The organism is Pseudomonas sp. No.21, assembly GCF_054558415.1.
Genome location: NZ_BAAJNO010000013.1, coordinates 14,369 through 35,462 on the forward strand (window position 1 = coordinate 14,369; position 21,094 = coordinate 35,462).

At 68.0% G+C, this 21,094-nt stretch carries 20 protein-coding genes and 2 pseudogenes; 12 read left to right on the top strand and 10 right to left on the bottom strand.

Features of this window, described 5'->3' with window-relative positions:
* From ACYJSS_RS24560 to ACYJSS_RS24570, 3 genes are read right to left on the bottom strand one after another with little or no spacing between them, the layout of a single operon-like run.
* Complete coding sequence (locus ACYJSS_RS24560; protein ID WP_111264397.1) at positions 1-666, bottom strand: methionine ABC transporter permease; 666 nt, start codon at positions 664-666, stop codon at positions 1-3.
* Entirely contained in the window at positions 663-2,036 is a 1,374-nt protein-coding gene (locus ACYJSS_RS24565) for an LLM class flavin-dependent oxidoreductase (protein WP_236206370.1), read from the bottom strand. Before ACYJSS_RS24565 ends, ACYJSS_RS24560 begins: the two co-directional genes overlap by 4 nt.
* An 8-nt stretch (positions 2,037-2,044) precedes the next feature.
* Positions 2,045-3,268 (bottom strand): SfnB family sulfur acquisition oxidoreductase, encoded by a 1,224-nt coding sequence (locus ACYJSS_RS24570; protein ID WP_111264399.1) that lies wholly within the window; start codon positions 3,266-3,268, stop codon positions 2,045-2,047.
* A 639-nt stretch (positions 3,269-3,907) separates the two neighbouring features.
* On the opposite strand from ACYJSS_RS24570, the gene ACYJSS_RS24575 reads away from it, so the two are divergent.
* The 6 genes from ACYJSS_RS24575 to ACYJSS_RS24600 all read left to right on the top strand — a co-directional run bounded on the left by ACYJSS_RS24575 (position 3,908) and on the right by ACYJSS_RS24600 (position 9,068).
* Positions 3,908-5,251, top strand: a complete 1,344-nt coding sequence (locus ACYJSS_RS24575) for an MFS transporter (protein WP_236206369.1) — start codon at positions 3,908-3,910, stop codon at positions 5,249-5,251.
* A gap of 1 nt (position 5,252) precedes the next feature.
* A complete protein-coding gene (locus ACYJSS_RS24580) occupies positions 5,253-6,020 on the top strand; it encodes an ABC transporter permease (RefSeq protein WP_111264401.1) in 768 nt (255 codons plus the stop codon).
* A gap of 9 nt (positions 6,021-6,029) precedes the next feature.
* The gene (locus tag ACYJSS_RS24585) at positions 6,030-6,800 is read left to right on the top strand and encodes an ABC transporter permease (RefSeq protein ID WP_178083030.1); all 771 of its coding nucleotides are present in this window, start codon (positions 6,030-6,032) and stop codon (positions 6,798-6,800) included.
* Positions 6,801-6,816: 16 nt separating this feature from the next.
* Positions 6,817-7,638, top strand: coding sequence for an ABC transporter ATP-binding protein (locus ACYJSS_RS24590; protein WP_111264405.1), 822 nt, complete (start codon positions 6,817-6,819; stop codon positions 7,636-7,638).
* Between the two features lie 10 nt (positions 7,639-7,648).
* A complete protein-coding gene (gene ssuE / locus ACYJSS_RS24595; RefSeq protein WP_111264402.1) occupies positions 7,649-8,236 on the top strand; it encodes an NADPH-dependent FMN reductase in 588 nt (195 codons plus the stop codon).
* Positions 8,237-8,546: 310 nt separating this feature from the next.
* Positions 8,547-9,068 carry a hypothetical protein gene (locus ACYJSS_RS24600; protein ID WP_111264403.1) on the top strand — a complete coding sequence of 174 codons (522 nt, stop codon included), beginning with the start codon at positions 8,547-8,549 and terminating at the stop codon, positions 9,066-9,068.
* A gap of 254 nt (positions 9,069-9,322) precedes the next feature.
* Here ACYJSS_RS24600 and ACYJSS_RS24605 read toward each other — a convergent pair whose 3' ends face one another.
* The 3 genes from ACYJSS_RS24605 to ACYJSS_RS24615 form a co-directional block, all read right to left on the bottom strand.
* Positions 9,323-9,967, bottom strand: a complete 645-nt coding sequence (locus ACYJSS_RS24605) for a helix-turn-helix domain-containing protein (protein WP_236206368.1) — start codon at positions 9,965-9,967, stop codon at positions 9,323-9,325.
* A 3-nt stretch (positions 9,968-9,970) separates the two neighbouring features.
* Entirely contained in the window at positions 9,971-10,132 is a 162-nt protein-coding gene (locus ACYJSS_RS24610) for a hypothetical protein (protein ID WP_173178928.1), read from the bottom strand.
* A gap of 124 nt (positions 10,133-10,256) precedes the next feature.
* A complete protein-coding gene (locus ACYJSS_RS24615) occupies positions 10,257-11,138 on the bottom strand; it encodes a LysR family transcriptional regulator (protein WP_236206367.1) in 882 nt (293 codons plus the stop codon).
* 87 nt (positions 11,139-11,225) lie between these two features.
* On the opposite strand from ACYJSS_RS24615, the gene ACYJSS_RS24620 reads away from it, so the two are divergent.
* The gene (locus ACYJSS_RS24620) at positions 11,226-11,930 is read left to right on the top strand and encodes a CTP synthase C-terminal region-related (seleno)protein (RefSeq protein WP_111264871.1); all 705 of its coding nucleotides are present in this window, start codon (positions 11,226-11,228) and stop codon (positions 11,928-11,930) included.
* Positions 11,927-12,283 carry an antibiotic biosynthesis monooxygenase family protein gene (locus ACYJSS_RS24625; protein ID WP_111264872.1) on the top strand — a complete coding sequence of 119 codons (357 nt, stop codon included), beginning with the start codon at positions 11,927-11,929 and terminating at the stop codon, positions 12,281-12,283. Before ACYJSS_RS24620 ends, ACYJSS_RS24625 begins: the two co-directional genes overlap by 4 nt.
* Here ACYJSS_RS24625 and ACYJSS_RS24630 read toward each other — a convergent pair.
* The 4 genes and pseudogenes from ACYJSS_RS24630 to ACYJSS_RS24645 form a co-directional block, all read right to left on the bottom strand.
* Entirely contained in the window at positions 12,250-12,879 is a 630-nt protein-coding gene (locus ACYJSS_RS24630; protein WP_111264873.1) for a tRNA-uridine aminocarboxypropyltransferase, read from the bottom strand. The two genes, ACYJSS_RS24625 and ACYJSS_RS24630, sit on opposite strands and share 34 nt — an antisense overlap.
* A 742-nt stretch (positions 12,880-13,621) precedes the next feature.
* Positions 13,622-14,599, bottom strand: a pseudogene (locus ACYJSS_RS24635) (methyl-accepting chemotaxis protein); the annotation flags it as partial.
* 303 nt (positions 14,600-14,902) lie between these two features.
* Positions 14,903-15,187: pseudogene (locus ACYJSS_RS24640) on the bottom strand (PAS domain-containing protein); the annotation flags it as partial.
* 155 nt (positions 15,188-15,342) lie between these two features.
* The gene (locus ACYJSS_RS24645; RefSeq protein ID WP_111263544.1) at positions 15,343-16,236 is read right to left on the bottom strand and encodes a LysR family transcriptional regulator; all 894 of its coding nucleotides are present in this window, start codon (positions 16,234-16,236) and stop codon (positions 15,343-15,345) included.
* Between the two features lie 271 nt (positions 16,237-16,507).
* Between ACYJSS_RS24645 and speB the strand changes: the two genes are divergently transcribed.
* The 4 genes from speB to ACYJSS_RS24665 all read left to right on the top strand — a co-directional run bounded on the left by speB (position 16,508) and on the right by ACYJSS_RS24665 (position 20,965).
* Positions 16,508-17,467: an agmatinase gene (gene speB, locus ACYJSS_RS24650; RefSeq protein WP_236206366.1), complete on the top strand. Its 960-nt coding sequence runs from the start codon at positions 16,508-16,510 to the stop codon at positions 17,465-17,467.
* Between the two features lie 2 nt (positions 17,468-17,469).
* A complete protein-coding gene (locus ACYJSS_RS24655; RefSeq protein ID WP_111263542.1) occupies positions 17,470-17,877 on the top strand; it encodes a YybH family protein in 408 nt (135 codons plus the stop codon).
* Positions 17,878-17,901: 24 nt separating this feature from the next.
* Positions 17,902-19,419, top strand: coding sequence for a purine-cytosine permease family protein (locus tag ACYJSS_RS24660; protein ID WP_236206365.1), 1,518 nt, complete (start codon positions 17,902-17,904; stop codon positions 19,417-19,419).
* Positions 19,420-19,576: 157 nt separating this feature from the next.
* Positions 19,577-20,965, top strand: coding sequence for a sodium:solute symporter family protein (locus ACYJSS_RS24665; protein ID WP_111263540.1), 1,389 nt, complete (start codon positions 19,577-19,579; stop codon positions 20,963-20,965).
* The last annotated feature ends 129 nt before the right edge of the window (positions 20,966-21,094 follow it).

Genomic DNA, 21,094 nt, shown 5'->3' on the forward strand with positions numbered 1-21,094 from the left:
TCAGCGGCGGCTGTAGCGCACCACCAGGCGGTCGCCGCTCATCTGCAGGGCCTGTACCAGCACCACCAGCAGGGCCACGGTGACCACCATCACGTCGGTCTGGAAACGCTGGTAGCCGAAGCGGATGGCCAGGTCGCCGAGCCCGCCGCCCCCGATCACCCCGGCCATGGCGGTGTAGTCCACCAGCACGATGGCGGTGACGGTGACGGCGGCGATCAGCCCGGTGCGCGCCTCGGGCAGCAGGGTGTGCCAGATGATCTGCCAGGTGCTGGCGCCCATGGACTGGGTGGCCTCCACCAGGCCGCGATCGACTTCGCGCAGGGCGGTTTCCACCAGGCGGCCGAAGAACGGCGTGCAGCCGGCCACCAGCGGCGGGATGGCCCCGGCGACGCCGAGGGAGGTGCCGGTGAGCAGCGTGGTCAGCGGGATCATCACGATCAGCAGGATGATGAAGGGCAGTGAACGCAGCATGTTCACCAGGGCCGAGGCGAGGCGGTAGAAGCCGGGTTTCTCGTGCAACTGCTTCTTGCCGGTGAGGTACAGCAGCACGCCCAGGGGCAGGCCCAGCAGCACGGTGAAGCCGAGGGCCAGGGCGAGCATGGTCAGGGTGTCGATGCAGGCCTGGCCGATCTCCACCCAGTCGAGGTTGGCGAGCAGTTCGTTCATGCGTCGCCCCTTCTGCGCAGGCGCGCCGCCGGGTGCGGCTCGGCGAGGCGGTCACCCTGGCCGAACAGCTTGTGGCGCAGGCTGCCGGTTTCGTACTCGCGCTTGAACAGCCCGCGCGCCTGCAGCTCCGGCACCAGCAGGTCGACGATGTCGACGAAGGTTTCCGGCGCCACGATGCTGGAGAGGTTGAAGCCGTCGACGTCGGTTTCCTCGACCCAGGCCTGCAGTTCGTCGGCGACGCTCTGCGGCGAGCCCACCAGCAGCGGGCCGTCGCCACCCAGGGCGCAGTAGTCGGCGATCTCGGCGGTGGTCCAGGTGCGGCTCGGGTCGGCGGCGGTGAAGGCGTCCACCGCCGACTGGATGGCGTTGCTCTCGACCTGGCGCAGCACCTGGTCCGGCGCGTACTGGCCGAAGTCGATGCCGGTCCAGCCGGACATCAGGGTCAGCGCGCCGTCCTGGCTGGCGTACTCGCGGTATTCGCGCAGCCTGGCCTGGGCCTCGGCGTCGGTGGGCGCGACGATCACCGTGAGCTGGTTGAACACCAGCAGGTCGCTGCCCTTGCGGCCGTTGGCCTCGGCCTGGCGGCGCAGGTCGGCGACCTGGTTGCGGAGGATGTGCCGGGTGGGCGCGGCGACGAACACGCACTCGGCGTTGCCGGCGGCGAAGGCCTTGCCCCGGCTGGAGGCGCCGGCCTGGTAGAGCACCGGGGTGCGCTGCGGCGAGGGCTCGCTGAGGTGGAAGCCGGGCACCTGGAAGTGCGCGCCCTTGTGGGCGATGGGGTGCACCTTGGCCGGGTCGGCGTAGACGCCGCGCTCGGCATCGGCGACCACGGCGTCATCCTCCCAGCTGGCTTCCCAGAGCTTGTAGCAGACCTCCAGGTACTCGGCGGCCAGGGCGTAGCGCTGCGCGTGGTTGGGCTGCTGCGTGAGGCCGATGTTGCGCGCGCCGCTTTCCAGGTAGGAGGTGACGATGTTCCAGCCGGCACGGCCACGGGTCAGGTGGTCCAGGGTGCTCATGCGCCGGGCGAAGGGGTACGGGTGTTCGAAGGACACCGAGGCGGTGACGCCGAAGCCCAGGTGTTCGGTGGCCGCGGCCATGGCCGGCACCAGTTGCAGCGGGTCGTTGGCCGGCACCTGCGCGGCGTGCTGCAGGGCGTGCTCGGGGCCGCCGTGGTAGACGTCGTAGACGCCCAGCACGTCGGCGATGAACAGGCCGTCGATCTTGCCGCGCTCCAGGGTGCGCGCCAGCTCGATCCAGTAGTGGATGTCGGTGTAGCGCCGCGCCTGGTCGCGCGGGTGGCGCCAGAGGCCCGGGGACAGGTGGCCGACGGTGTTCATGGCGAAGGCGTTGAGGCGGATCTGCTTGCTCATGGGGCGCCTCAGGACCAGTCGTGGCGCGGCGGCTTGACGCCGTTGAGCAGCCAGTTGCCGACGATGTGGTACTTCCAGCGCACCGGGTCGTGCAGGGTGTGCACGCGGGCGTTGCGCCAGTGGCGGTCGTGGTTGTGCTGCTGCAGGGTGGAGCGGGTGCCGCCCAGTTCGAACAGGCGGTTGGCGGCCTCGATGGCGATCTCGGTGGTCAGCACCTTGGCCTTGGCCACGGCGATGGAAGCCAGGGCGACGTTGTCGGCATCCGGCGCCGGGCGCGCGGCGTCCATCACCTTGCCGGCGCGTTCCAGCAAGGCTTCGGCGGCCTCCAGGCGGATGCCCAGGTTGCCGATCTGGATCAGGGTCAGCGGGTCTTCGCTGGCCTTCTCCACCCCGGCGTCGATCCAGGGGCGCGCGTGCTCGCGGACGAAGGCCAGGGTGTCGCGCAGGGCGGCGCGGGCGATGCCGGCGTCGATGGCGGCGGTGGTGATCTGGGCGAAGGGCCCGGCCAGGGTCGGGCTCTCGTAGGAGCGGTAGGTGGGGAACAGGTGCTCGGCCGGCACCCGCAGGTTCTGCGCCAGTACCGTGCCGCTGGAGGTGTTGCGCTGGCCGATGCTGGACCAGTCGTCGACCACCACCAACCCCTCGCTGCCACGCTGGACGAAGGCCAGCTGGCCCTTGTCGTCCTCGTCGACGGCCAGCACCGCCAGCCAGTGGGCGTAGAGCGAGCCGGTGCAGTAGCCCTTGCGGCCGTTGATCACATGAGCGTCGCCGTCGCGGCGGATGCGCGTCTGGATGTCCTGCACGTTCTTGCCGCCGGTCTCCGACAGGGCGTTGGCGAAACGGTTGCCCTTGAGCGCCAGGCCGAAGAACACGCGCTTCTGCTCGTAGGTGCCCTGCAGGCGGATGTCTTCCAGCAGGCAGTAGTGGTTCTGCGGGATCTGCCCGAGGGAGGCGTCGGCGGCGGAGATGATGGCGATCACCTCGGCCAGGGTGGCGTAGCTCACCTCCGCGCCACCGAACACCTTGGGCACGGTGATGCCCCAGAGGCCGCTGTTGGAGAAGACGTCCACCACCTCCGGCGGCACCTCGCGGGTACGGTCGCGCTCGGCGTCGCCCTCCAGCAGGAAGGCTGCCACGCGGTGGGCGACCTCGATGGCCTCGGCATCGCTGCGGATGATGTGGGCGTCCGGGATGCCCAGGGCATAGGGGGCGGAAATGACGTCTTGGGACATGGCTCTCTGCTCGTGCTGTTGGATCGCGAACACCCGCGACCTTGCTTGCCAAGAGACAAAGCACAAGCCGTGCCTGATTTTTATTTCCTTCAAATTCAACGAGATAGAGTTTTTGCCCAACACTTCATGGCTGCTGGAGCAGGCAATCTGTTGGTCAGGTGTTGCTGGAGCAACAGTTGACGAGCGAAGACCTCACCGCAGGAGCGAGCGCTGCTCGCGAAGCCTTTGCGCGGAGTTGGTGGGCTGAAGCGGAGCGCCGCCCGGCCCACCTTACAGACCCCGGGCCTTGCGGTTGCCCCTGTGGGGTGGATGACGCTTTTTTCATCCACCAGCGGAGCCCCGCATGACCGCGATTGGTGGACCGATAGAGCGTGGTCCACCCTACATTTCGGGCGAGTCCGAGGGTGGCTGATGGCACCGCATCGCGAATGAATTCGCGCCTACAGGATGAAGGCGGAAACCCGCGTGTGCTCCGCCGCGCCCCCAAACAAACACACCCTGTCGCTGCACTGCTGCCCCAGCAACACCGCGCAAGCACCGGGCTGCTGGCCTTGCAGCACGGCATCCGCAATCGCGCCGCCCATCAAAATAAATCCCTTTTAATTCAATGGCTTGAGTTGAAATCAAAAAGCGGCACGCATGCTGCTATGTCACCTGGCCCATGCGGTCGATGCGCCTTGCGCTACCGACCGCCAGCTGTTCGCCCAGGATCCAACCCATGCTGCCGATACCCGTTCCACCCTCGCCCGTCACGGCGCCGTTCCCGCAATGCGGGGCGCGACCATGAGCCAGCGGCCATCCGCCTTCCTCTTCAACTTCCTGCTGCTGGCCGCCTTCAGCGGCGCCACCATCGGCATGGCGAAGATCGTCACCACCCTCTATGCACTGGAGCTGGGCGCCAACTCGATGCAGATCGGCGTGATCGCCGCCATGGAATCCCTGGGGATGATCTTCGTCACCTTGCCCGCCGGCTTCGTCATCGCCCGATTCGGCGCGCGGCGGGTGTACTTCCTCGCCAGCCTCGGGCCGATGCTGCTGAACCTGCTGATCCCCGTGTTCGCCAGCTGGCTGTGGCTGGCGCTGGCGCGGCTGCTGATCGGCCTGTGCATCCCCTTCCGCATCGTTTCGATGAACAGCGCCTTCCTCCGCCAGCTGCGCCACATCGGCCACGCCAAGGCCGGTTGGTACCGCGGCGCGCTGACCCTGGGCATGGGCCTGATCGGCCCGCTGCTGGGCAACGCCCTGAGCGGCACCGGCAGCTTCACCCTGGGCTTCGTGGTGATCGGCCTGTGCTTCGGCGCCATGGCCGCCTACAGCCTGGGCTTCTGGGAAGAGGACGCCGGCGACGAGGCCGTGGCCAGCGTGCCGGGCACCGGCCTGCTCGATGAGGTGCGCAGCATGCTGGGCAACCCGGCGATCGGCGAGAGCTGCCTGATCGAGGCGGTCAGCGCGTCCACCGGCTCGCTCTACGGCACCTTCATCCTGCTGCTGGCCATGCAGGTGGCCGGGCTGACCCAGGGCCAGGCGGTGAGCCTGGTGATGATCCAGGGGCTGGCCTCGGTGCTCGCCCTGTTCGGCCTCGGCCGCCTGGTGCAGCTCGGCGGCCGCGCCTTCGCCTATGGCTCCAGCCTGCTGGCGGCGGTGGCGGCCCTGGCCCTGCTGGGCCTGGCCCACCACTACTGGCTGCTGGCCCTGGGCGCGGTGCTGCTGAGCATCGCCGCGGCGCAGGTGCACCTGGTGAACATGGCGCAGCTGGCCAGCCACGCCATGGACAAGAGCAAGATCTCCGGCCTGTTCAACCTCGCCACCATGCTCGGCGGCTTCGGCGGCGCCATGCTCGGCGGGCTGGTCAGCCACCTGGTCGGGCTCGGCAACCTGTTCCTCTGCTGGATTCCCCTGGTGCTGGCCACCGCCCTCGCCTGCTGGCTGCGCACCCGGCGACGGCCCCCGGCACCCGCCCCTTCGCTGTTGAACGAGGCCTGACATGACCGCGACCCTGAAACGCCTGCCGGGTGCGCTCACCTGGCTGATCTCGCCCCTGGCGCTGCTCGCGCTATGGGCCATCGTGGCCGACGCCGGCCTGTTCCCGCGCCAGTTGCTGATCCCGCCGCTGCACGTGCTGCAGGCCTTCGAGGAGCTGCTGCAGAGCGGCGAGCTGCAGGAGCACCTGGGCGGCAGCCTGTCGCGCCTGGGCCTGGGCTTCTGCTTCGGCGCCGCTGGCGGCCTGGCCTTCGGCGTGCTGATGGCGCTGTCGAAACAGGTGGAGGCCTATTGCGGCCCGCTGTTCCATTGCCTGCGGCAGATTCCCAGCATCGCCCTGATCCCGATGTTCGTGCTGTTCTTCGGCATCGAGGAGACCTTCAAGATCGTCATCGTCGCCAAGGCGGCGTTCTTCCCGGTGGCCCTGGCCGCCAGCGAGGGGGTGAAGGCCATCCCGCGCAGCTACTTCGAGGTGGCCGACGTGTATCGCCTGAGCTGGCCGACCCTGGTGCGCGAGGTGGCCTTCCCCGCTGCCGCGCCACCGATCATCACCGGCCTGCGCATCAGCCTGACCCGCGCCTGGGTGGTGCTGGTGGCCGCCGAGCTGCTGGCCGCCGACAGCGGCCTGGGGCAGATGATCGAGATGGGCCGGCAGATGCTGCGCATCGATGTGGTGATGGTCGGCGTGCTGGTCACCGGGGTGATCGGCTTCAGCCTCGATTTCGTTTTCCGCCTGCTGGAACGTCGCCTGTTCCGCTGGCAGTCGCGCTAGGAGATGCCCATGTCCCGAATCCTTTCATGGCTGCCGCGCCTGCGTGGCCTGGTGCTGCCGCTGGCCCTGGTGGCCGGCTGGGAAGCCCTGTCGCGCCAGGACGCCGCCAACGCCTATGCCTTCGTCCCGCTGAGCCGCATCGGCCAGGCGCTGGTGGAGCTGCTGGGCAACGGCGAGCTGCTGGTCAATCTCTTCGCCAGCCTGGCGCGCACCAGCGGCGGGCTGTTGTTCGGCGTGCTGTTCGGCCTGGGCCTGGGTGTGCTGATGGCGCTGTCGAAGGTGGCCGACCGGGTCATCGGCCCGCTGTTCCACTCCATCCGCCAGGTGCCGATGCTGGGCTGGATCCCGCTGATCGCCATGTGGTTCGGCAATGGCGAATTCTCCAAGGTGTTGATCGTCTCCCTCGCCGCCTTCTACCCGATGGTGCTCAACACCTACGAGGGCTTCACCCAGGTGGAGAAGCGCTACCGCGAGGTGGGCCGGGTCTTCGAGCTGGGCCCCTTGCAGCAGTTCCGCCACGTGCTGCTGCCCGCCGCGCTGCCGAGCATCGCCACCGGCCTGCTGCACGCCCTGGCCTTCGCCTGGGTGACGGCGGTGGGCAGCGAGCTGTTCCTCTCCTCCGGGGCCGGCCTGGGCAACCTGATGATGAGCGCCGAAGCCGGCTCGCGCATGGAGGTGATCGTCCTCGCGGTGCTCTGCATCGGCCTGCTCGGCTACCTGATGAACCTCACCTTTTCCCGCCTGGCGCGCCATCTGCTGCGCTGGCGCAACACCCGTTGAACGCAGGTTGATGACCATGACAGCACTCCCACAGAAGGCCCCGCTGGGGCAGCCCCACACGCTGACCGGTGCCCTGGAGATCCGCGGCCTGAGCAAGCAGTACCGCATCGAAGGCCGCACCCTGCCGGTGCTCGAAGGCATCGACCTGAAGGTCGCCCCCGGCGAGTTCGTCAGCATCGTCGGCGCCAGCGGCTGCGGCAAATCCACCCTGCTGCGGCTGATCGTCGGCCTGGAGAACGACTACGAGGGCGAGATCCTCCTGGACGGCCAGCGCATCGCCGCCACCAGCCTGGAGCGCGGCATCGTGTTCCAGGACCACCGCCTGTTCCCCTGGATGACGGTGCGCGAGAACATCGCCCTGGCCCTGAAGAACCACCGCCTCAGCGCCGCCGAGAAGGAGCGCCTGGTGGCCGAGCACATCGCCCTGGTCAACCTGCAGGGCTTCGAGAACGCCTGGCCGCACCAGCTTTCCGGCGGCATGGCGCAACGTGCGGCCATTGCCCGGGCGCTGGTGAACAAGCCCAAGGTGCTGCTGCTCGACGAGCCCCTGGGGGCCCTCGACGCCCTCACCCGCGTGCACCTGCAGCGCGAGCTGCAACGCATCTGGATCCAGCAGCGCAGCACCATGATCATGGTCACCCACGACGTCGAGGAGGCGCTCTACCTGGGCGACCGGGTGATCGTCCTCGACTCGCACCCGGGGCGCATCAGGCACGAGATCCGGGTCAACCTGCCGCACCCGCGCGACCGCGCCTCGCCGCTGCTGCAGAAGCTCAAGGAAGAACTGCTCACCGAGCTGACCGGCCACGACACCCCCGCCACCGGCCAGGCGGCCTGAGGAGCGCAGCATGCGGATCGTCACCCTCGCCGGCAGCCCCGGCCTGCGCTCACGCTCCGGCGTGATCCTCGCCCACGGCCAGCGCTGGCTCGTCGAGCACGGCGCCACCGTGCGCCACTTCGGCATCCATGACTTCAAGGCCGAGGACCTGCTCCACGCGCGCTTCGACAGCCCCGATGTGCAGGCGCTGATCGAGGCGGTGGCCGGCGCCGATGCGCTGGTGATCGCCACGCCGGTGTACAAGGCGTCCTTCTCCGGCGCACTGAAGACACTGCTCGACCTGCTGCCGGAGCGCGCCCTGTGCGACAAGCCGGTGCTGCCCATCGCCAGCGGCGGCAGCCTGGCCCACATGCTCGCGGTGGATTACGCGCTCAAGCCGGTGCTCTCGGCCCTCAAGGCGCAGCAGGTGTTGCACGGCATCTTCGCCGTCGATGCCCAGGTCACCTATGACGAGCAGGGGGGAGCCCTGGCCGACGACCTGCGCCAGCGCCTGGGGGACGGCCTGCAGCAGTTGCTGGAAATCCTCCAGCGTCGCCCCGCACGGCTGCAACCACACCAGTTGGGCGAGAGCCTGAAGGCGGCGCGCTGGGGCATCTGATGCAGCGCCCTCCGCCTCGCCGCGAAAAACCGGCGGCTGGTTAGATCGATTATTCACTTCAGTTCTTTGCATAGCGCTGAAGTGAATATCCATAACGTCGATCCGGCCTTCCCCACGCCCTGTCCGTTCGCTTTGGCAGACGAATGGACGCCCCTGCTTCGAAACTCCCTGCCATACCGTCATGGGCGCTGCCGAGGCGGGCTCGATCGCTGCTCCATGCGCATCTTGTTGGCCCTGCCGCGCCGCCTAGAATCGGCCCCACGAAACCTTTCGACCCATCCGAACAATTCTGGCTTCAGGGAGTTTGAACATGATGAACGCGATGCAGATGCCGATGAACGCCGGCATGAACATGAACGGCATGATGATGCCCATGGGCATGCCGATGATGATGGCCACCATGTCCTGCACGATGATGGACGATTGCATGGAATGCACCATGATGCCGGCCGCCGGCATGGACATGGCCATGTTCCGCAACAGCTGCGAAATGATGTCGATGATGATGGATTGCGGCATGCCGATGATGATGCACTGCGGCAACATGTCGATGATGTGCATGTCCCAGGCCGGCATGGCGATGATGCCCATGATGGGCATGCCGCAGATGACCATGATGCCGATGATGATGGGCATGCCCATGCCGTCGATGAAGTGCATGATGACCTGCTCCATGCAGGGCAACGGCATGCTGTGCAAGATGATGCCGATGCAGGGCATGAACATGGACATGTTCAAGAACTGCTGCGCACTGATGATGAAGATGATGGAGTGCGGCATGCCGATGATGATGAGCTGCAACGGCATGCCGGTGATGTGCTGCACCTGCTGACACCGCCCCCATGAAAAAGCCCGGCCAGGGAAACCTGGGCCGGGCTTTTTTCATCTCGCGCGGCCATGACCGGACCGTAGGATGGCGTAGAGCGCAGCGAAACCCATCACCGGCCTTGCACCCGACTCACAGGTTCATACCCCTCAGTGGGAGCGGCTTCAGCCGCGAAAGACCCGCCGCAGGCACAGGGCTGCGAATGGCCGGTATTCCATCGCGAATGAATTCGCTCCCACAAAAGCGTTGTTGGCGCCGGCCTAATCCAGGCTTTCCGGGTAGGTCATGACCAGGTAGATCACCGCTTCGCTGTTGGCCGGGTTGCGGTAGCTGTGGGGCTGGTCGGCGTAGAAGAGGATCGAGTCCCCGGTGGAGAGCAGGTAGCGCTCGTCGTTGACGCTGACTTCCAGCACGCCCTGGGCGACCACCAGGTTCTCCTGGGTGCCCGGCGCATGGGGCTGGGCTTCCTCGGTGGTGAGGCCGGCCAGGCGCACTTCGTAGAACTCGGCCTGGCGCTTCACCTCGAAGGGGAACAGCGCGCGGCTTACGAAGCCCTCGCCGGCGCTGACCAGGCGCTTGCTCTGCGCCGCCGGCAACACCGCGACACCGGAGAAGGCGCGGTCGTCGAGGAAGGCGGCGACCGAGACCTTGAGCCCCTGGGCGACCTTGCACAGCACCTTGATGGACGGGACGCTGCGCCCGGACTCGATCTGCGCCAGCATCGCCCGGCTCACGCCGGAGAGCCGCGCCAGGGCGTCGAGCGACAGTTGCCGCTTGCTGCGCAGGCGCAGCAGGTTGTGGGCGACCCGCTGGCTGATCAGGTCGTCGTCGCGGTTGCCGGCGTTGGGTGGGGCGAGTTCGAGGGCGGGGCTTTCCGGGGCGAGGAATGAGCTGGGGGCGCTCATGCCTCAGGCCTCCCGCGAGCGATCCAGCGACCCGCTCTGGACGAGCTGGTGGGCCGCGTAGCCGGAACGCAGGGCGTACATGCTCCACATCAGCTCGGCCATGCGGCGCGCCTGGCGGCGTACACGGTAGCTGTTGAGGTCGATGACGTCTGCGGTGCGGCTCATGGATGTCTCCTCGGGAGCGCTGGAGTGACTCGATGGGAAGGAGACTATCACCGCACTTTTTATATCCATAAATAATCAATTTTCATTTGTTAATTACCTATGGAGCTAAGAGAGCACACCCCTTTCAAGGTCCCAGCCGGATGCTGCGGCCCAGCTCGTCGAACAGCGTCACCACCGAGCGCAGGGCGCGGCAGTCCGGGCGGGTCAGCAGCCACAGGGCGGTGTCGCACGGGCTCAGGTCGGCCTCCAGCGGTTGCAGCCCGTCCTCGATGAGAAAACGCGGCAAGGCCGCGACGCCAAGGCCGGCCCGGGCCATCTGGGCGACCGCGAGCATGCTGTTGCAGCGATAGGCCGGCACCAGCGCCGGGTAGCGCTGGCGGCGCCAGACCACGCTGGGGTGGTTGGGCAGGAATTCGTCCGGGGCGATCCAGGCCATGGCTGCCAGGTCCGCCGGGTCGCGCCCATGCAGGTAGGCGGGGCTGGCGCAGAGGGCGTAGGGCACGGCACCGAGGCAGCGCCCCACCAGATGCTGCGGGGGCGCGGTGGTCAGGCGCAGGGCGATGTCGGCGTCGCGGCGGCTGAGGTTGGCGAAGTCGTTGGAGGTGGCCAGTTCCAGGTGCAGGGCCGGGTAGCTGGGCATGAAGCGCGCCAGCGCCGGCAGCAGCAGCCCGTGCAACACCGAGTCGGTGCAGGTCAGGCGCACCGTGCCGGCGAGCACCTCGCGCCCCTGCTCCAGCGCGACCCGTGCAGCCTCCAGGGCGTGCTCGGCCTGCTCCGCCTGCTGCGCCAGGAGCAGCGCGGTACTGCCGGGCAGGTAGCCGGCGCGGCTTTTCTCGAACAGTTCCTCGCCCAGGGCCTTCTCCAGCCTGCGCACCGCGCGGAACACGGTGGAGACGTCCACCTGCAGCAGCTCGGCGGCGCGCGCCAGGCTGCCGCCACGGACCAGGGCGAGCACCAGGGCGAGGTCGCCGTGCTCGAGGCGATAGTGCGCAGCTGCAATGATCAATTGTGTTTTCGCCAATATTGAGTGCCGAGGCGCAACTATATAGTCCGCCTGCCACCGCGCATATCGCGCCGCAGACAAGGAACGGACATGGCCCGCCCTCGCACTTCCCGCATCCGCCTCGCCCTGATCGGCGACCAGGACCTTTCGATCACCGCCCACCAGGCGATTCCCGAAGCGCTGTCGCTGGCCGCATCGCTGCTGGATATCGGCCTGGATCACGCCTGGCTGGCCACCGACCGCGTCGACGCCGCCGCCCTCGCCCGCTTCGACGGCTTCTGGTGCGTGCCGGGCAGCCCCTACCGCGACACCGGGGGCGCACTGCGCGCCATCGAACATGCCCGGGGCCACGGCGTGCCCTTCCTCGGCACCTGCGGCGGCTTCCAGCACGCGTTGCTGGAATACGCGCGCAACGTGCTCGGCTGGACCGACGCCGAACACGGCGAGACGGCACCCGACGCGGGCCGCCAGGTGGTCGCGCCACTGGCCTGCCCGCTGGTGGAGGCCATCGACGCGGTGCACCTGGCGGCGGGATCGCGCATCGCCCGGGCCTACGGCGCGCAGCTGGCCTTCGAGGGCTACCGCTGCCGCTACGGGCTCAACCCGCAGTTCGAGGCGGCGTTGCTCGGCGGCCCATTGCGGGTGGGCGCACGGGACGCTACCGGCGAGGTGCGCGCGGTGGAGCTGGAGGGGCACCCCTTCTTCGTCGCCACGCTGTTCCAGCCGGAACGTGCGGCCCTGGCCGGGCGCCTGCCGCCGCTGGTGGCGGCCTTCGTCGAGGCCTGCGCGCAATGAGCGGCGGCGAGCAGGGGTTCGCCCGGACACCGGCGGCGCCCTACTACGCGGTGATCTTCACCTCGCGACGCACCGCCACGGATGACGGCTACGGCGATACGGCCGAGCGCATGGTCGAGCTGGCACGCCAGCAGCCGGGCTTCCTAGGCGTGGAGTCGGCGCGTGGCGTGGATGGGCTGGGCATCACGGTGTCCTACTGGGAGAGCGAGGCGGCGATCCTCGCCTGGAAGCGCCAGGGCGAGCACGGCCTGGCGCGTGCCCGGGGCCGGGCGGATTGGTACAGCGCCTTCGAGGTGCGCATCGCCCGGGTGGAGCGCGCCTACGGCTTCTCTCGCGAGGGGGAACCGGCCTGAGGCTGGCCGTGGTTGCGCTGGAAGGTCTCCTCGCCCATGGCGGCGATCTGGCCGTCGATCAGCGCGTCGAAGGGCTTGAGCAGGGCATCGAAGCTGGCCGGTGCTTCCAGCAGGTCCAGCGCCTGGGCGATGGCTTCGACGGTGGACAATGCCCCGGGCGCCGGGGCCTTGCGCAGGCGGTAGCGGGAGAGGCCCCCGGCCGGCAGCGTCACCCGGGGCAAGGCCGCCAGGGCGGGGTTGCTGTGCAGCAGCTTGCGCGCCTTGCGCCAGGTGCCGTCGGGCACCACCAGCAGCAACGGGCGGCCGGCGCTACCGGCCACCTCCGCCAGCGACACGGCCTCGTCCCCCGGGAACAGCAGCCGCGCGTCATGGCGCGGATCGGCCAGTTCGGCCGCCAGCTCAGGGAAATGCTCACCCACCCGCAGCTCGGCATTCTCCAGGCCCAGCGCCGCCAGCCGCGCGGTGTTCAGCGCATGCTCCACCTCGCTCGGGTGCTGCAGGACGAGCACGCGGGTACGGCTGGGCAGGCTGGGGATCAGCGGGCACAGGCAATGGCTGGCGGGTCGTTGGCAGCGGGGGCATTGGGGGCGGGACATGGGCGGGGATTTTGCCATGGATGCCGAGCACGGCGCGGGGCATTTTCGCGAATGAATTCGCCCACGGGAGGGGCGGCGCTATGCGCCGTTGGGCGAATGAATTGGCTCTGTCTGCGTTAGCTGTTGTGGTTTTAATGCAAGCGCTCAAGCACAGCCCTTTCCGGGCGCCCAAGGGTTCGTGCCCCCCCACCGCATGGGTTTCGCTTCGCTCTACACCATCCTACGAAAGCCTGTGCGCACCTGTGGTGATGCGCTGGACGAAGAAAGTTGGAGCAGCCGCCAACGCCCCTCCAGGAGGCCGAACGCAGTCGTTGCGCAGGGGGACGAGCGGCATGGATGCCGCGAGAGGCGCGCCAGGCCATGGATGGCCCATCGCGCCGGCCCCCGATAGCGACGATGGAGTGAGGGAACCCCGGCGAAGCCGGGGCCGGATGATGGGGCAAGCCCTTTTGGTTCCTTTTCTGGCGACTGAGAAAAGGGACTCGCCCGGGGGGGCGAAACCAGAAACATCACCAGAACTCGACAATCAGCTGAGCTCAAATCCTCTAGCAACACTTAACGCCGACAGAGCCAATGAATTCGCGCCCACGAGGGCGGCGGATGGACTCGACCTTCGCGAGCAGAGCTCGCTCCTACGAGGTAACAACGCTGCGGAGGCGCCTGGGGGCGTAGCGGGAAAGTGGGGCATCCCTGCCCCGGGAGCCGCACCCTCCTGCGTGGCTCCGCCGCCCATGCCAGGTCGCTATCGGTTGAACCGCTCCGCCAGGCTGTGCAGGTACTCGGCCATATGTTCGAGGTCCTGGCTGATCTGCGCGCCTTCCTGGGCCTGCCCGGCGCTGTGGTCGGAGAGCTGGGCGATCCGCGTGATCTGCCGGCTGATGTCGTCGGCCACGTGGCTCTGCTGTTCGGACGCGGCGGCCATCTGCTGGCTCATGCCGGTGATGCGGGTCACCGCCTGGCTGATGCCGTCGAGTGCCTTGCCGACGGCCTCGACGCTGCCGACGCTGTCACGGGAGATTTCCTCGCCCCGGTTGGCGGTGGCCACCGCGCGGTCGGCCCCGGAGCGCAGCGAGGCGATGATCTGGTGGATCTGCTCGGTGGACTGGCGGGTGCGCGAGGCCAGCGAGCGCACCTCGTCGGCCACCACCGCGAAGCCCCGGCCCTGCTCGCCGGCCCGCGCCGCCTCGATGGCGGCGTTGAGCGCCAGCAGGTTGGTCTGCTCGGCGATGGAGGTGATGACGTCGGCCACGCTGCCGATGGACTGGGTGGAGTTGGCCAGCTCGTTCACCGCCTGGCCGATCTCGCTCACCGCGCTGGCCATGTGCTGCATGGCGCTCAGGCTCTCCCCGGCCAGGCCGCGCCCCTGCTGCGCCAGGCGGTCGGCCTCCTCGGCGGCATGGGCGGTGTTCTGCACGTTGTGCGAGACCTCCTGGATGGTCGCCGCCATCTGGTTGATGGCGGTGGCGGACTGGTCGGTCTCGGAGCGCTGCTGCTCCAGCAACTCGGCGCTGGAGCGTGACAGCCGGGAGGAGTCCGAGGCCCGCAGCTTGACGTTGATGCCGGCATCCTCCAGCCGTGTGAGGGCCGTCTGCAGGCGCGCTTCCTCGCTGATCATGGCCATGTCCAGCAGCGCCTGCGCGCCTTTGTTGCTGGAATAGGTCAGCGACACCAGGCCGCTGGTGAAGGCCTTGGGATGCTCGGCCAGGGTGCGGCGGATGGTCTGCCGCTTGCTGTAGAGCTGGTAGGAGCCGAGGGCGAACATGGTCACCAGCATCAGGGCGATGAGCGCCGGACCGCCAATGAGCAGATGACCGCCGAGGATCACCAGGGTGGCGAGGATCACCGGCCAGGAACGGACCAGATCGTAGGTCCAGTACTCGATCCAGGGCACCGGCGCCTTGCCGGCCCGCAGGCGCGCGTAGAGGGCATCGGCGCGCTGCACCTGCTCGCGGGTGGGCAGCGAGCGCACGGACTCGTAGCCGACCATCTGGCCGTTCTCGTACACCGGGGTGACATAGGCGCTGACCCAGTAGAAGTCGCCGTTCTTGGAGCGGTTCTTCACCAGGCCCATCCAGGGCTTGCCCTGCTTGAGGGTGTCCCACATGTGGCCGAAGACGGCGGGCGGCATGTCGGGGTGGCGCACCAGGTTGTGCGGCTGGCCGAGCAGTTCCTCGCGGGAGAAGCCGCTGATCTCCACGAAGGCGTCGTTGCAGTAGGTGATCTTGCTGCTGAGATCGGTGGTCGAGATCAGGCGTTCGGTGGCCGGGAAGGTTCTTTCACGCTGGGTGACGGGTAGATTCTGGCGCATGCGCAAATCCCTGTGATTGGTACGTGTGTACGTCCTGGCCCACAGAAATTAGGTCTAGCACAGGCTTGCAGGGCCGCCAGAGGCACCAGCCATTATTTTGGCATCAACGCGCAGGGCGCTTCGCAAGCGTCAGGGAAACGCCAGCGAAGCGGCGGTCAGCGCAGGTTCAACTGGGCCCGCAGCAGGTCGCGGAAGGTGACGATCAGGGGCTCGCGGGCGCGGCCCCGGCGCAGGATCATCGAGAACGGCGCCTGGTAGCCGAAGGTGGCCGGCAGCAGGCCGCGCAGGCGCTGCTGGTCGACCCAGGGCTGGGCGTAGTGCTCCGGCAGGTAGCCGATGTAGGCGCCGGAGAGCACCAGGATCAGTTGCGCCTCCATCGATTCCACCGTCGCCGCGCTGTGCTTGAAGCCGTGGCGCGCCAGCTCCGCCTGGCTCCAGTAGCCGCGCCCGACCATGCGCTGCTGGGTGATGACCTCGGCGGGGATGCGCCGCTCGGAAAACAGCGGGTGGCGATCGCTGCAGTAGAGCCAGTGCTGCTCGCGGTACAGGGGCTGGTAGACCAGGCCGTTCATGCGCGTGGAGAAGGCGCCGATGGCCAGGTCCAGGCGGTTCTCCAGCACGCCGAGCTGCAGGTCGTAGGGGCTCATCACCGAGAGGTGCAGGTGCACGGCGGCGTGTTCGCGGCTGTAGGCGCCGATGACCTCGGCCAGCGGCAGGGCCGGGTCGCTGACGGTGGAGTCGAGCACGCCCAGGTTGAGGGTGCCGCGCAGCTCGCCCTTGAGGGAGGCGGAATAGCGCTCGAAGCCTTCCAGCTCGCCGAGCAGGCGCAGGGTCTCCTGGTAGAACAGCTCGCCCTTGCTGGTCAGGCTGAAGCCGCCCCGGCCGCGATGGCAGAGGGTCAGGCCCAGGTGCCCTTCGAGCTGGCTCATGTAGGTGCTGATGGCGGAGGTGGAGAGGTTCAGCTCCTGCTGCGCGGCGGCGAAGCCCTGGTTGCGCACCACGGTGGCGAAGATGCGCAGCAGCTTGAGGTCGGGGAGGGTGTTGGACATGGGGCTCCGGCAAAACTATCGGCTATGGGGCTCGGTGGGAGCGAATTCATTCGCGATGCGGGCCGCAGGCCCGCCCAGGCGCCGCTTTGCGGCGTTTCGCGGATGAATCCGCTCCCACGATCACGACGCGCCTACGACAGATCGGCGCAGTCTACCCGTTGCGGATAGTTTAGAAATACCTGAAGTGATTATTTGCCCGTGGGGATTCTTCCCGCATCGCCAGGTCACCAGAATCGCCCCACGACAACCACAACAAACGTGAGGCCACCCCGTGGACAAGAAACTCCACCAGCCCCTGGGCGGCAATGAAATGCCCCGTTTCGGCGGCATCGCCACCATGCTTCGTCTTCCCCACATCCAGCCCCCCGCCGAGCTCGATGCCCTGGACGCCGCCTTCGTCGGCGTGCCGCTGGACATCGGCACCTCGCTGCGCTCCGGCACCCGCTTCGGCCCCCGCGAGATCCGCGCCGAGTCGGTGATGATCCGCCCCTACAACATGGCCACCGGCGCCGCCCCCTTCGATTCGCTGAACGTGGCCGACATCGGCGACGTCGCCATCAACACCTTCAACCTGCTCGACGCCGTGCGCATCATCGAGGAGGAGTACGACCGCATCCTCGGCCACGGCATCCTGCCGCTGACCCTCGGCGGCGACCACACCATCACCCTGCCCATCCTCCGTGCCATCAAGAAGAAGCACGGCAAGGTGGGCCTGGTGCACATCGATGCCCATGCCGACGTCAACGACCACATGTTCGGCGAGAAGATCGCCCACGGCACCACCTTCCGCCGCGCGGTGGAAGAGGACCTGCTCGATTGCGACCGCGTGGTGCAGATCGGCCTGCGCGCCCAGGGCTACACCGCCGAGGACTTCAACTGGAGCCGCAAGCAGGGCTTCCGCGTGGTGCAGGCCGAGGAGTGCTGGCACAAGTCCCTCGAACCGCTGATGGCCGAGGTGCGCGAGAAGGTCGGCGGTGGCCCGGTGTACCTGTCCTTCGACATCGACGGCATCGACCCGGCCTGGGCGCCCGGCACCGGCACCCCGGAGATCGGCGGCCTGACCACCATCCAGGCGATCGAGATCATCCGTGGCTGCCAGGGCCTGGACATCATCGGCTGCGACCTGGTGGAGGTCTCCCCGCCCTACGACACCACCGGCAACACCTCCCTGCTGGGCGCCAACCTGCTGTACGAGATGCTCTGCATCCTGCCCGGCGTGGAGCGTCGCTGAGCATGGACCGCCACGCCCAGGTCATGGAGGCCGCCAGGGAACTGGTGGCCGCCTTCGCCCGCAACGACACCGAGGCCTATTTCGCCGCCTTCAGCGAGGACGCCAGCTTCCTGTTCCACACCACCCCCGGTGTGCTGCAGGGCCGCGCGGCCTACCGCGAACTCTGGGATGCCTGGCAGCGCGAGGGTTTCCGCGTGCTGGGCTGCGAATCGCGCAATCCGCTGCTGAGCCTGCAAGGCGAGGTGGCGATCTTCATGCACGACGTGGTCACCCGCCTGCGTGTGGGCGGCGAGGCGATCACGAGCCTGGAACGGGAGACCATCGTCTTCCGCCAACAACAAGAACAGGGCCGTTGGCTGGCCTGTCACGAGCACTTGTCGGCCATGCCGGAGCACCTGCCCCAAACCTGATGAGGCTCCCCCGGGAGAACAACGATGCATAACAACAATAACGAGCAAAGCCTGACCCGAATCGAAACCTTCGGTGTCGAGCAGATCCCCGACCACGAACGCAACGCCAGGCCCGTCGACCTGTTCCGCATGATCTTCGGCGGCGCCAACACCTTCGCCACCGCCGTGCTGGGCAGCTTCCCGGTGCTCTTCGGCCTGTCCTTCGAGGCGGGCGTGTGGGCCATCCTCCTGGGCGTGGTGGTGGGCTCGCTGATCCTCGCGCCGATGGGCCTGTTCGGCCCGCTCAACGGCACCAACAACGCGGTCTCCTCCGGTGCCCACTTCGGCGTGCACGGGCGGATCGTCGGCTCCTTCCTTTCGCTGCTCACCGCCATCGCCTTCTTCTCCCTCTCGGTGTGGAGCTCGGGCGATGCACTGGTCGGCGGTGCCAAGCGCCTGATGGGCCTGCCGGAAACCGACCTGACCCTGGGCCTGGCCTACGGCCTGTTCGCCGTGCTGGTGCTGACGGTGTGCATCTACGGCTTCCGCTTCCTGCTGTGGGTCAACAAGGTCGCGGTGTGGAGCGCCAGTGCGCTGTTCCTGCTGGGCATCTTCGCCTTCGCCGGCCCCTTCGACGCCAGCTACGCAGGCTCGGTGCAGGTGGGCAGCGAGGGCTTCTGGGCCGCCTTCATCGGCGCCGCCCTGCTGGCCATGAGCAACCCTGTGTCCTTCGGCGCCTTCCTCGGCGACTGGGCACGCTACATCCCCCGCGAGGCGAGCAAGGGCCGCATCATGGCCGCGGTGATCGCTGCGCAGCTGGCCACCCTGATCCCCTTCTTCTTCGGGCTGGTCACCGCGACCATCGTCGCCGTGCAGGCACCGGACTACATCGCGCAGAACAACTACGTCGGCGGCCTGCTGGCCGTCTCGCCCACCTGGTTCTTCCTGCCGGTGTGCCTGATCGCGGTGATCGGCGGCATGTCCACCGGCACCACCTCGCTGTACGGCACGGGCCTGGACATGTCCTCGGTGTTCCCGCGCCTGCTCAACCGCGTGCAGGCCACGGTGATGATCGGGCTGATGTCCATCGCCTTCATCTTCATCGGCCGCTTCGCCTTCAACCTGGTGCAGAGCGTGTCCACCTTCGCCGTGCTGATCATCACCTGCACCAGCCCCTGGATGGTGATCATGATCCTCGGCCTGGTGATCCGCCGCGGCTTCTACTGCCCGGACGACCTGCAGGTCTTCACCCGTGGCGAGAGTGGCGGCCGCTACTGGTTCCACAACGGCTGGAACTGGCGCGGCATGGGCGCCTGGATTCCCAGCGCGCTGGTGGGCCTGTGCTTCGTCAACCTGCCGGGGCAGTTCGTCGGCCCGCTGGGCGAGCTGGCCGGCGGCATCGACGTCAGCCTGCCGGTGACCCTAGGCATGGCCGCCCTCCTCTACCTGGCGCTGCTCAACCTGTTCCCCGAGGCCGCCGAGGTCTACGGCCCCAAGGGCCCGCGCTGGGTACGCGTGAAACGCGCCAGCGCCACCGGCCTGGTTGACGCCAGCGCCGCCTGAACACACCCGATACACCGGCGGCCAGGGTCCGGCCGCCGGCGACGCCACCGACCCGGGGACTGCCGCCCCGGTGCATCACCGATGGATCGACCGCGAGCCACGCACCCTCGGGCCTTACCCGCCCGAGCTACAACAATGAGAAAGAGAGAGCTGAACAATGGCCTTGGATATCTTCGTCGTACTGCTTTACGTAGCCGCGATGCTCACCCTGGGCTGGTACGGCATGCGCCGCGCCAAGACCCGTGACGACTACCTGGTGGCCGGGCGCAACCTCGGCCCGGGCTTCTACCTCGGCACCATGGCCGCCACCGTGCTCGGCGGCGCCTCCACCATCGGCACCGTGCGCCTGGGCTATGTCCATGGCATCTCCGGTTTCTGGCTCTGCGGCGCCATCGGCCTGGGCATCGTCGGCCTCAGCCTGTTCCTCGCCAAACCGCTGCTGAAACTGAAGATCTACACCGTCACCCAGGTACTGGAGCGCCGCTACAACCCCGCCGCGCGCCATGCCAGCGCGCTGATCATGCTGGTGTACGCGCTGATGATCGGCGCCACCTCGACCATCGCCATCGGCACCGTCATGCAGGTGCTGTTCGGCCTGCACTTCTGGGTCGCCATCCTCATCGGCGGCGGCGTGGTGGTGCTCTACTCCACCATCGGCGGCATGTGGTCGCTGACCCTCACCGACATCGTGCAGTTCCTGATCATGACCGTCGGCCTGGTATTCCTGCTGATGCCCATGTCCATCAGCGATGCCGGTGGCTGGAATGCCCTGATGGACAAGCTGCCCGCCAGCTACCTGGACTTCACCGCCATCGGCTGGGACACCATCGTCACCTACTTCCTCATCTACTTCTTCGGCATCTTCATCGGCCAGGACATCTGGCAGCGCGTGTTCACCGCCCGCAGCGAGGGCGTGGCCAAGGTGGCCGGCACCGCCGCCGGCCTCTACTGCATCCTCTACGGCCTGGCCGGTGCCCTGATCGGCATGGCCGCCAAGGTGCTGCTGCCGGACCTGGACAACGTCAACAACGCCTTCGCCAGCGTCGTCGAGCACAGCCTGCCCAACGGCATCCGCGGCCTGGTCATCGCCGCCGCCCTGGCCGCGCTGATGTCCACCGCCAGCGCCGGCCTGCTGGCCGCCTCCACCACCATCACCCAGGACCTGCTGCCGCTGCTGCGCAAGGGCCACGAGGGTGGCAACGGCGACGTGCACGAGAACCGCATCGCCACCCTGCTGCTGGGCCTGGTGATGCTCGGCATCGCCCTGGTGGTCAGCGACGTGATCAGCGCCCTGACCGTGGCCTACAACCTGCTGGTGGGCGGCATGCTGATCCCGCTGATCGGCGCCATCTACTGGAAGCGCGCCACCACCGCCGGCGCCATCACCAGCATGGTGCTCGGCTTCGTCACCGTCCTCGCCCTGATGGTCAAGGACGGACTCGACGCCAACACACCGATCTACTACAGCCTGGCCGTCGGCCTGGTCAGCTTCGTGCTGGTCAGCCTGCTGTCCCGCCGCCCGGCGGCCAGCACCAGCCTGGCCTGAGTTTGCGTGAACGGCCGCACCATCCCGGCGGCCACCCTTGGATTCCGGCCTGCGCCCGCAGGCCGGGATTCGTTTTATCAGTCGAGTGGGTCCCCGCTTTCGCGGGGTTCCACTGAAAGAGCAAGGAAC

Excerpts from the sequence above, each read along its gene's own strand:
- ACYJSS_RS24660 (WP_236206365.1), top strand. The coding sequence starts at position 17,902 with ATGCATAACAACAATAACGAGCAAAGCCTGACCCGAATCGAAACCTTC.
- ACYJSS_RS24560 (WP_111264397.1), bottom strand. The coding sequence starts at position 666 with ATGAACGAACTGCTCGCCAACCTCGACTGGGTGGAGATCGGCCAGGCC.
- ACYJSS_RS24630 (WP_111264873.1), bottom strand. The coding sequence starts at position 12,879 with ATGTCCCGCCCCCAATGCCCCCGCTGCCAACGACCCGCCAGCCATTGC.
- ACYJSS_RS24580 (WP_111264401.1), top strand. The coding sequence starts at position 5,253 with ATGACCGCGACCCTGAAACGCCTGCCGGGTGCGCTCACCTGGCTGATC.
- ACYJSS_RS24585 (WP_178083030.1), top strand. The coding sequence starts at position 6,030 with ATGTCCCGAATCCTTTCATGGCTGCCGCGCCTGCGTGGCCTGGTGCTG.
- ACYJSS_RS24565 (WP_236206370.1), bottom strand. The coding sequence starts at position 2,036 with ATGAGCAAGCAGATCCGCCTCAACGCCTTCGCCATGAACACCGTCGGC.
- ssuE (WP_111264402.1), top strand. The coding sequence starts at position 7,649 with ATGCGGATCGTCACCCTCGCCGGCAGCCCCGGCCTGCGCTCACGCTCC.
- ACYJSS_RS24610 (WP_173178928.1), bottom strand. The coding sequence starts at position 10,132 with ATGAGCCGCACCGCAGACGTCATCGACCTCAACAGCTACCGTGTACGC.
- ACYJSS_RS24665 (WP_111263540.1), top strand. The coding sequence starts at position 19,577 with ATGGCCTTGGATATCTTCGTCGTACTGCTTTACGTAGCCGCGATGCTC.
- ACYJSS_RS24625 (WP_111264872.1), top strand. The coding sequence starts at position 11,927 with ATGAGCGGCGGCGAGCAGGGGTTCGCCCGGACACCGGCGGCGCCCTAC.
- ACYJSS_RS24645 (WP_111263544.1), bottom strand. The coding sequence starts at position 16,236 with ATGTCCAACACCCTCCCCGACCTCAAGCTGCTGCGCATCTTCGCCACC.
- ACYJSS_RS24620 (WP_111264871.1), top strand. The coding sequence starts at position 11,226 with ATGGCCCGCCCTCGCACTTCCCGCATCCGCCTCGCCCTGATCGGCGAC.
- ACYJSS_RS24575 (WP_236206369.1), top strand. The coding sequence starts at position 3,908 with ATGCTGCTATGTCACCTGGCCCATGCGGTCGATGCGCCTTGCGCTACC.
- ACYJSS_RS24655 (WP_111263542.1), top strand. The coding sequence starts at position 17,470 with ATGGACCGCCACGCCCAGGTCATGGAGGCCGCCAGGGAACTGGTGGCC.
- ACYJSS_RS24570 (WP_111264399.1), bottom strand. The coding sequence starts at position 3,268 with ATGTCCCAAGACGTCATTTCCGCCCCCTATGCCCTGGGCATCCCGGAC.
- ACYJSS_RS24605 (WP_236206368.1), bottom strand. The coding sequence starts at position 9,967 with ATGAGCGCCCCCAGCTCATTCCTCGCCCCGGAAAGCCCCGCCCTCGAA.
- ACYJSS_RS24600 (WP_111264403.1), top strand. The coding sequence starts at position 8,547 with ATGATGAACGCGATGCAGATGCCGATGAACGCCGGCATGAACATGAAC.
- ACYJSS_RS24590 (WP_111264405.1), top strand. The coding sequence starts at position 6,817 with ATGACAGCACTCCCACAGAAGGCCCCGCTGGGGCAGCCCCACACGCTG.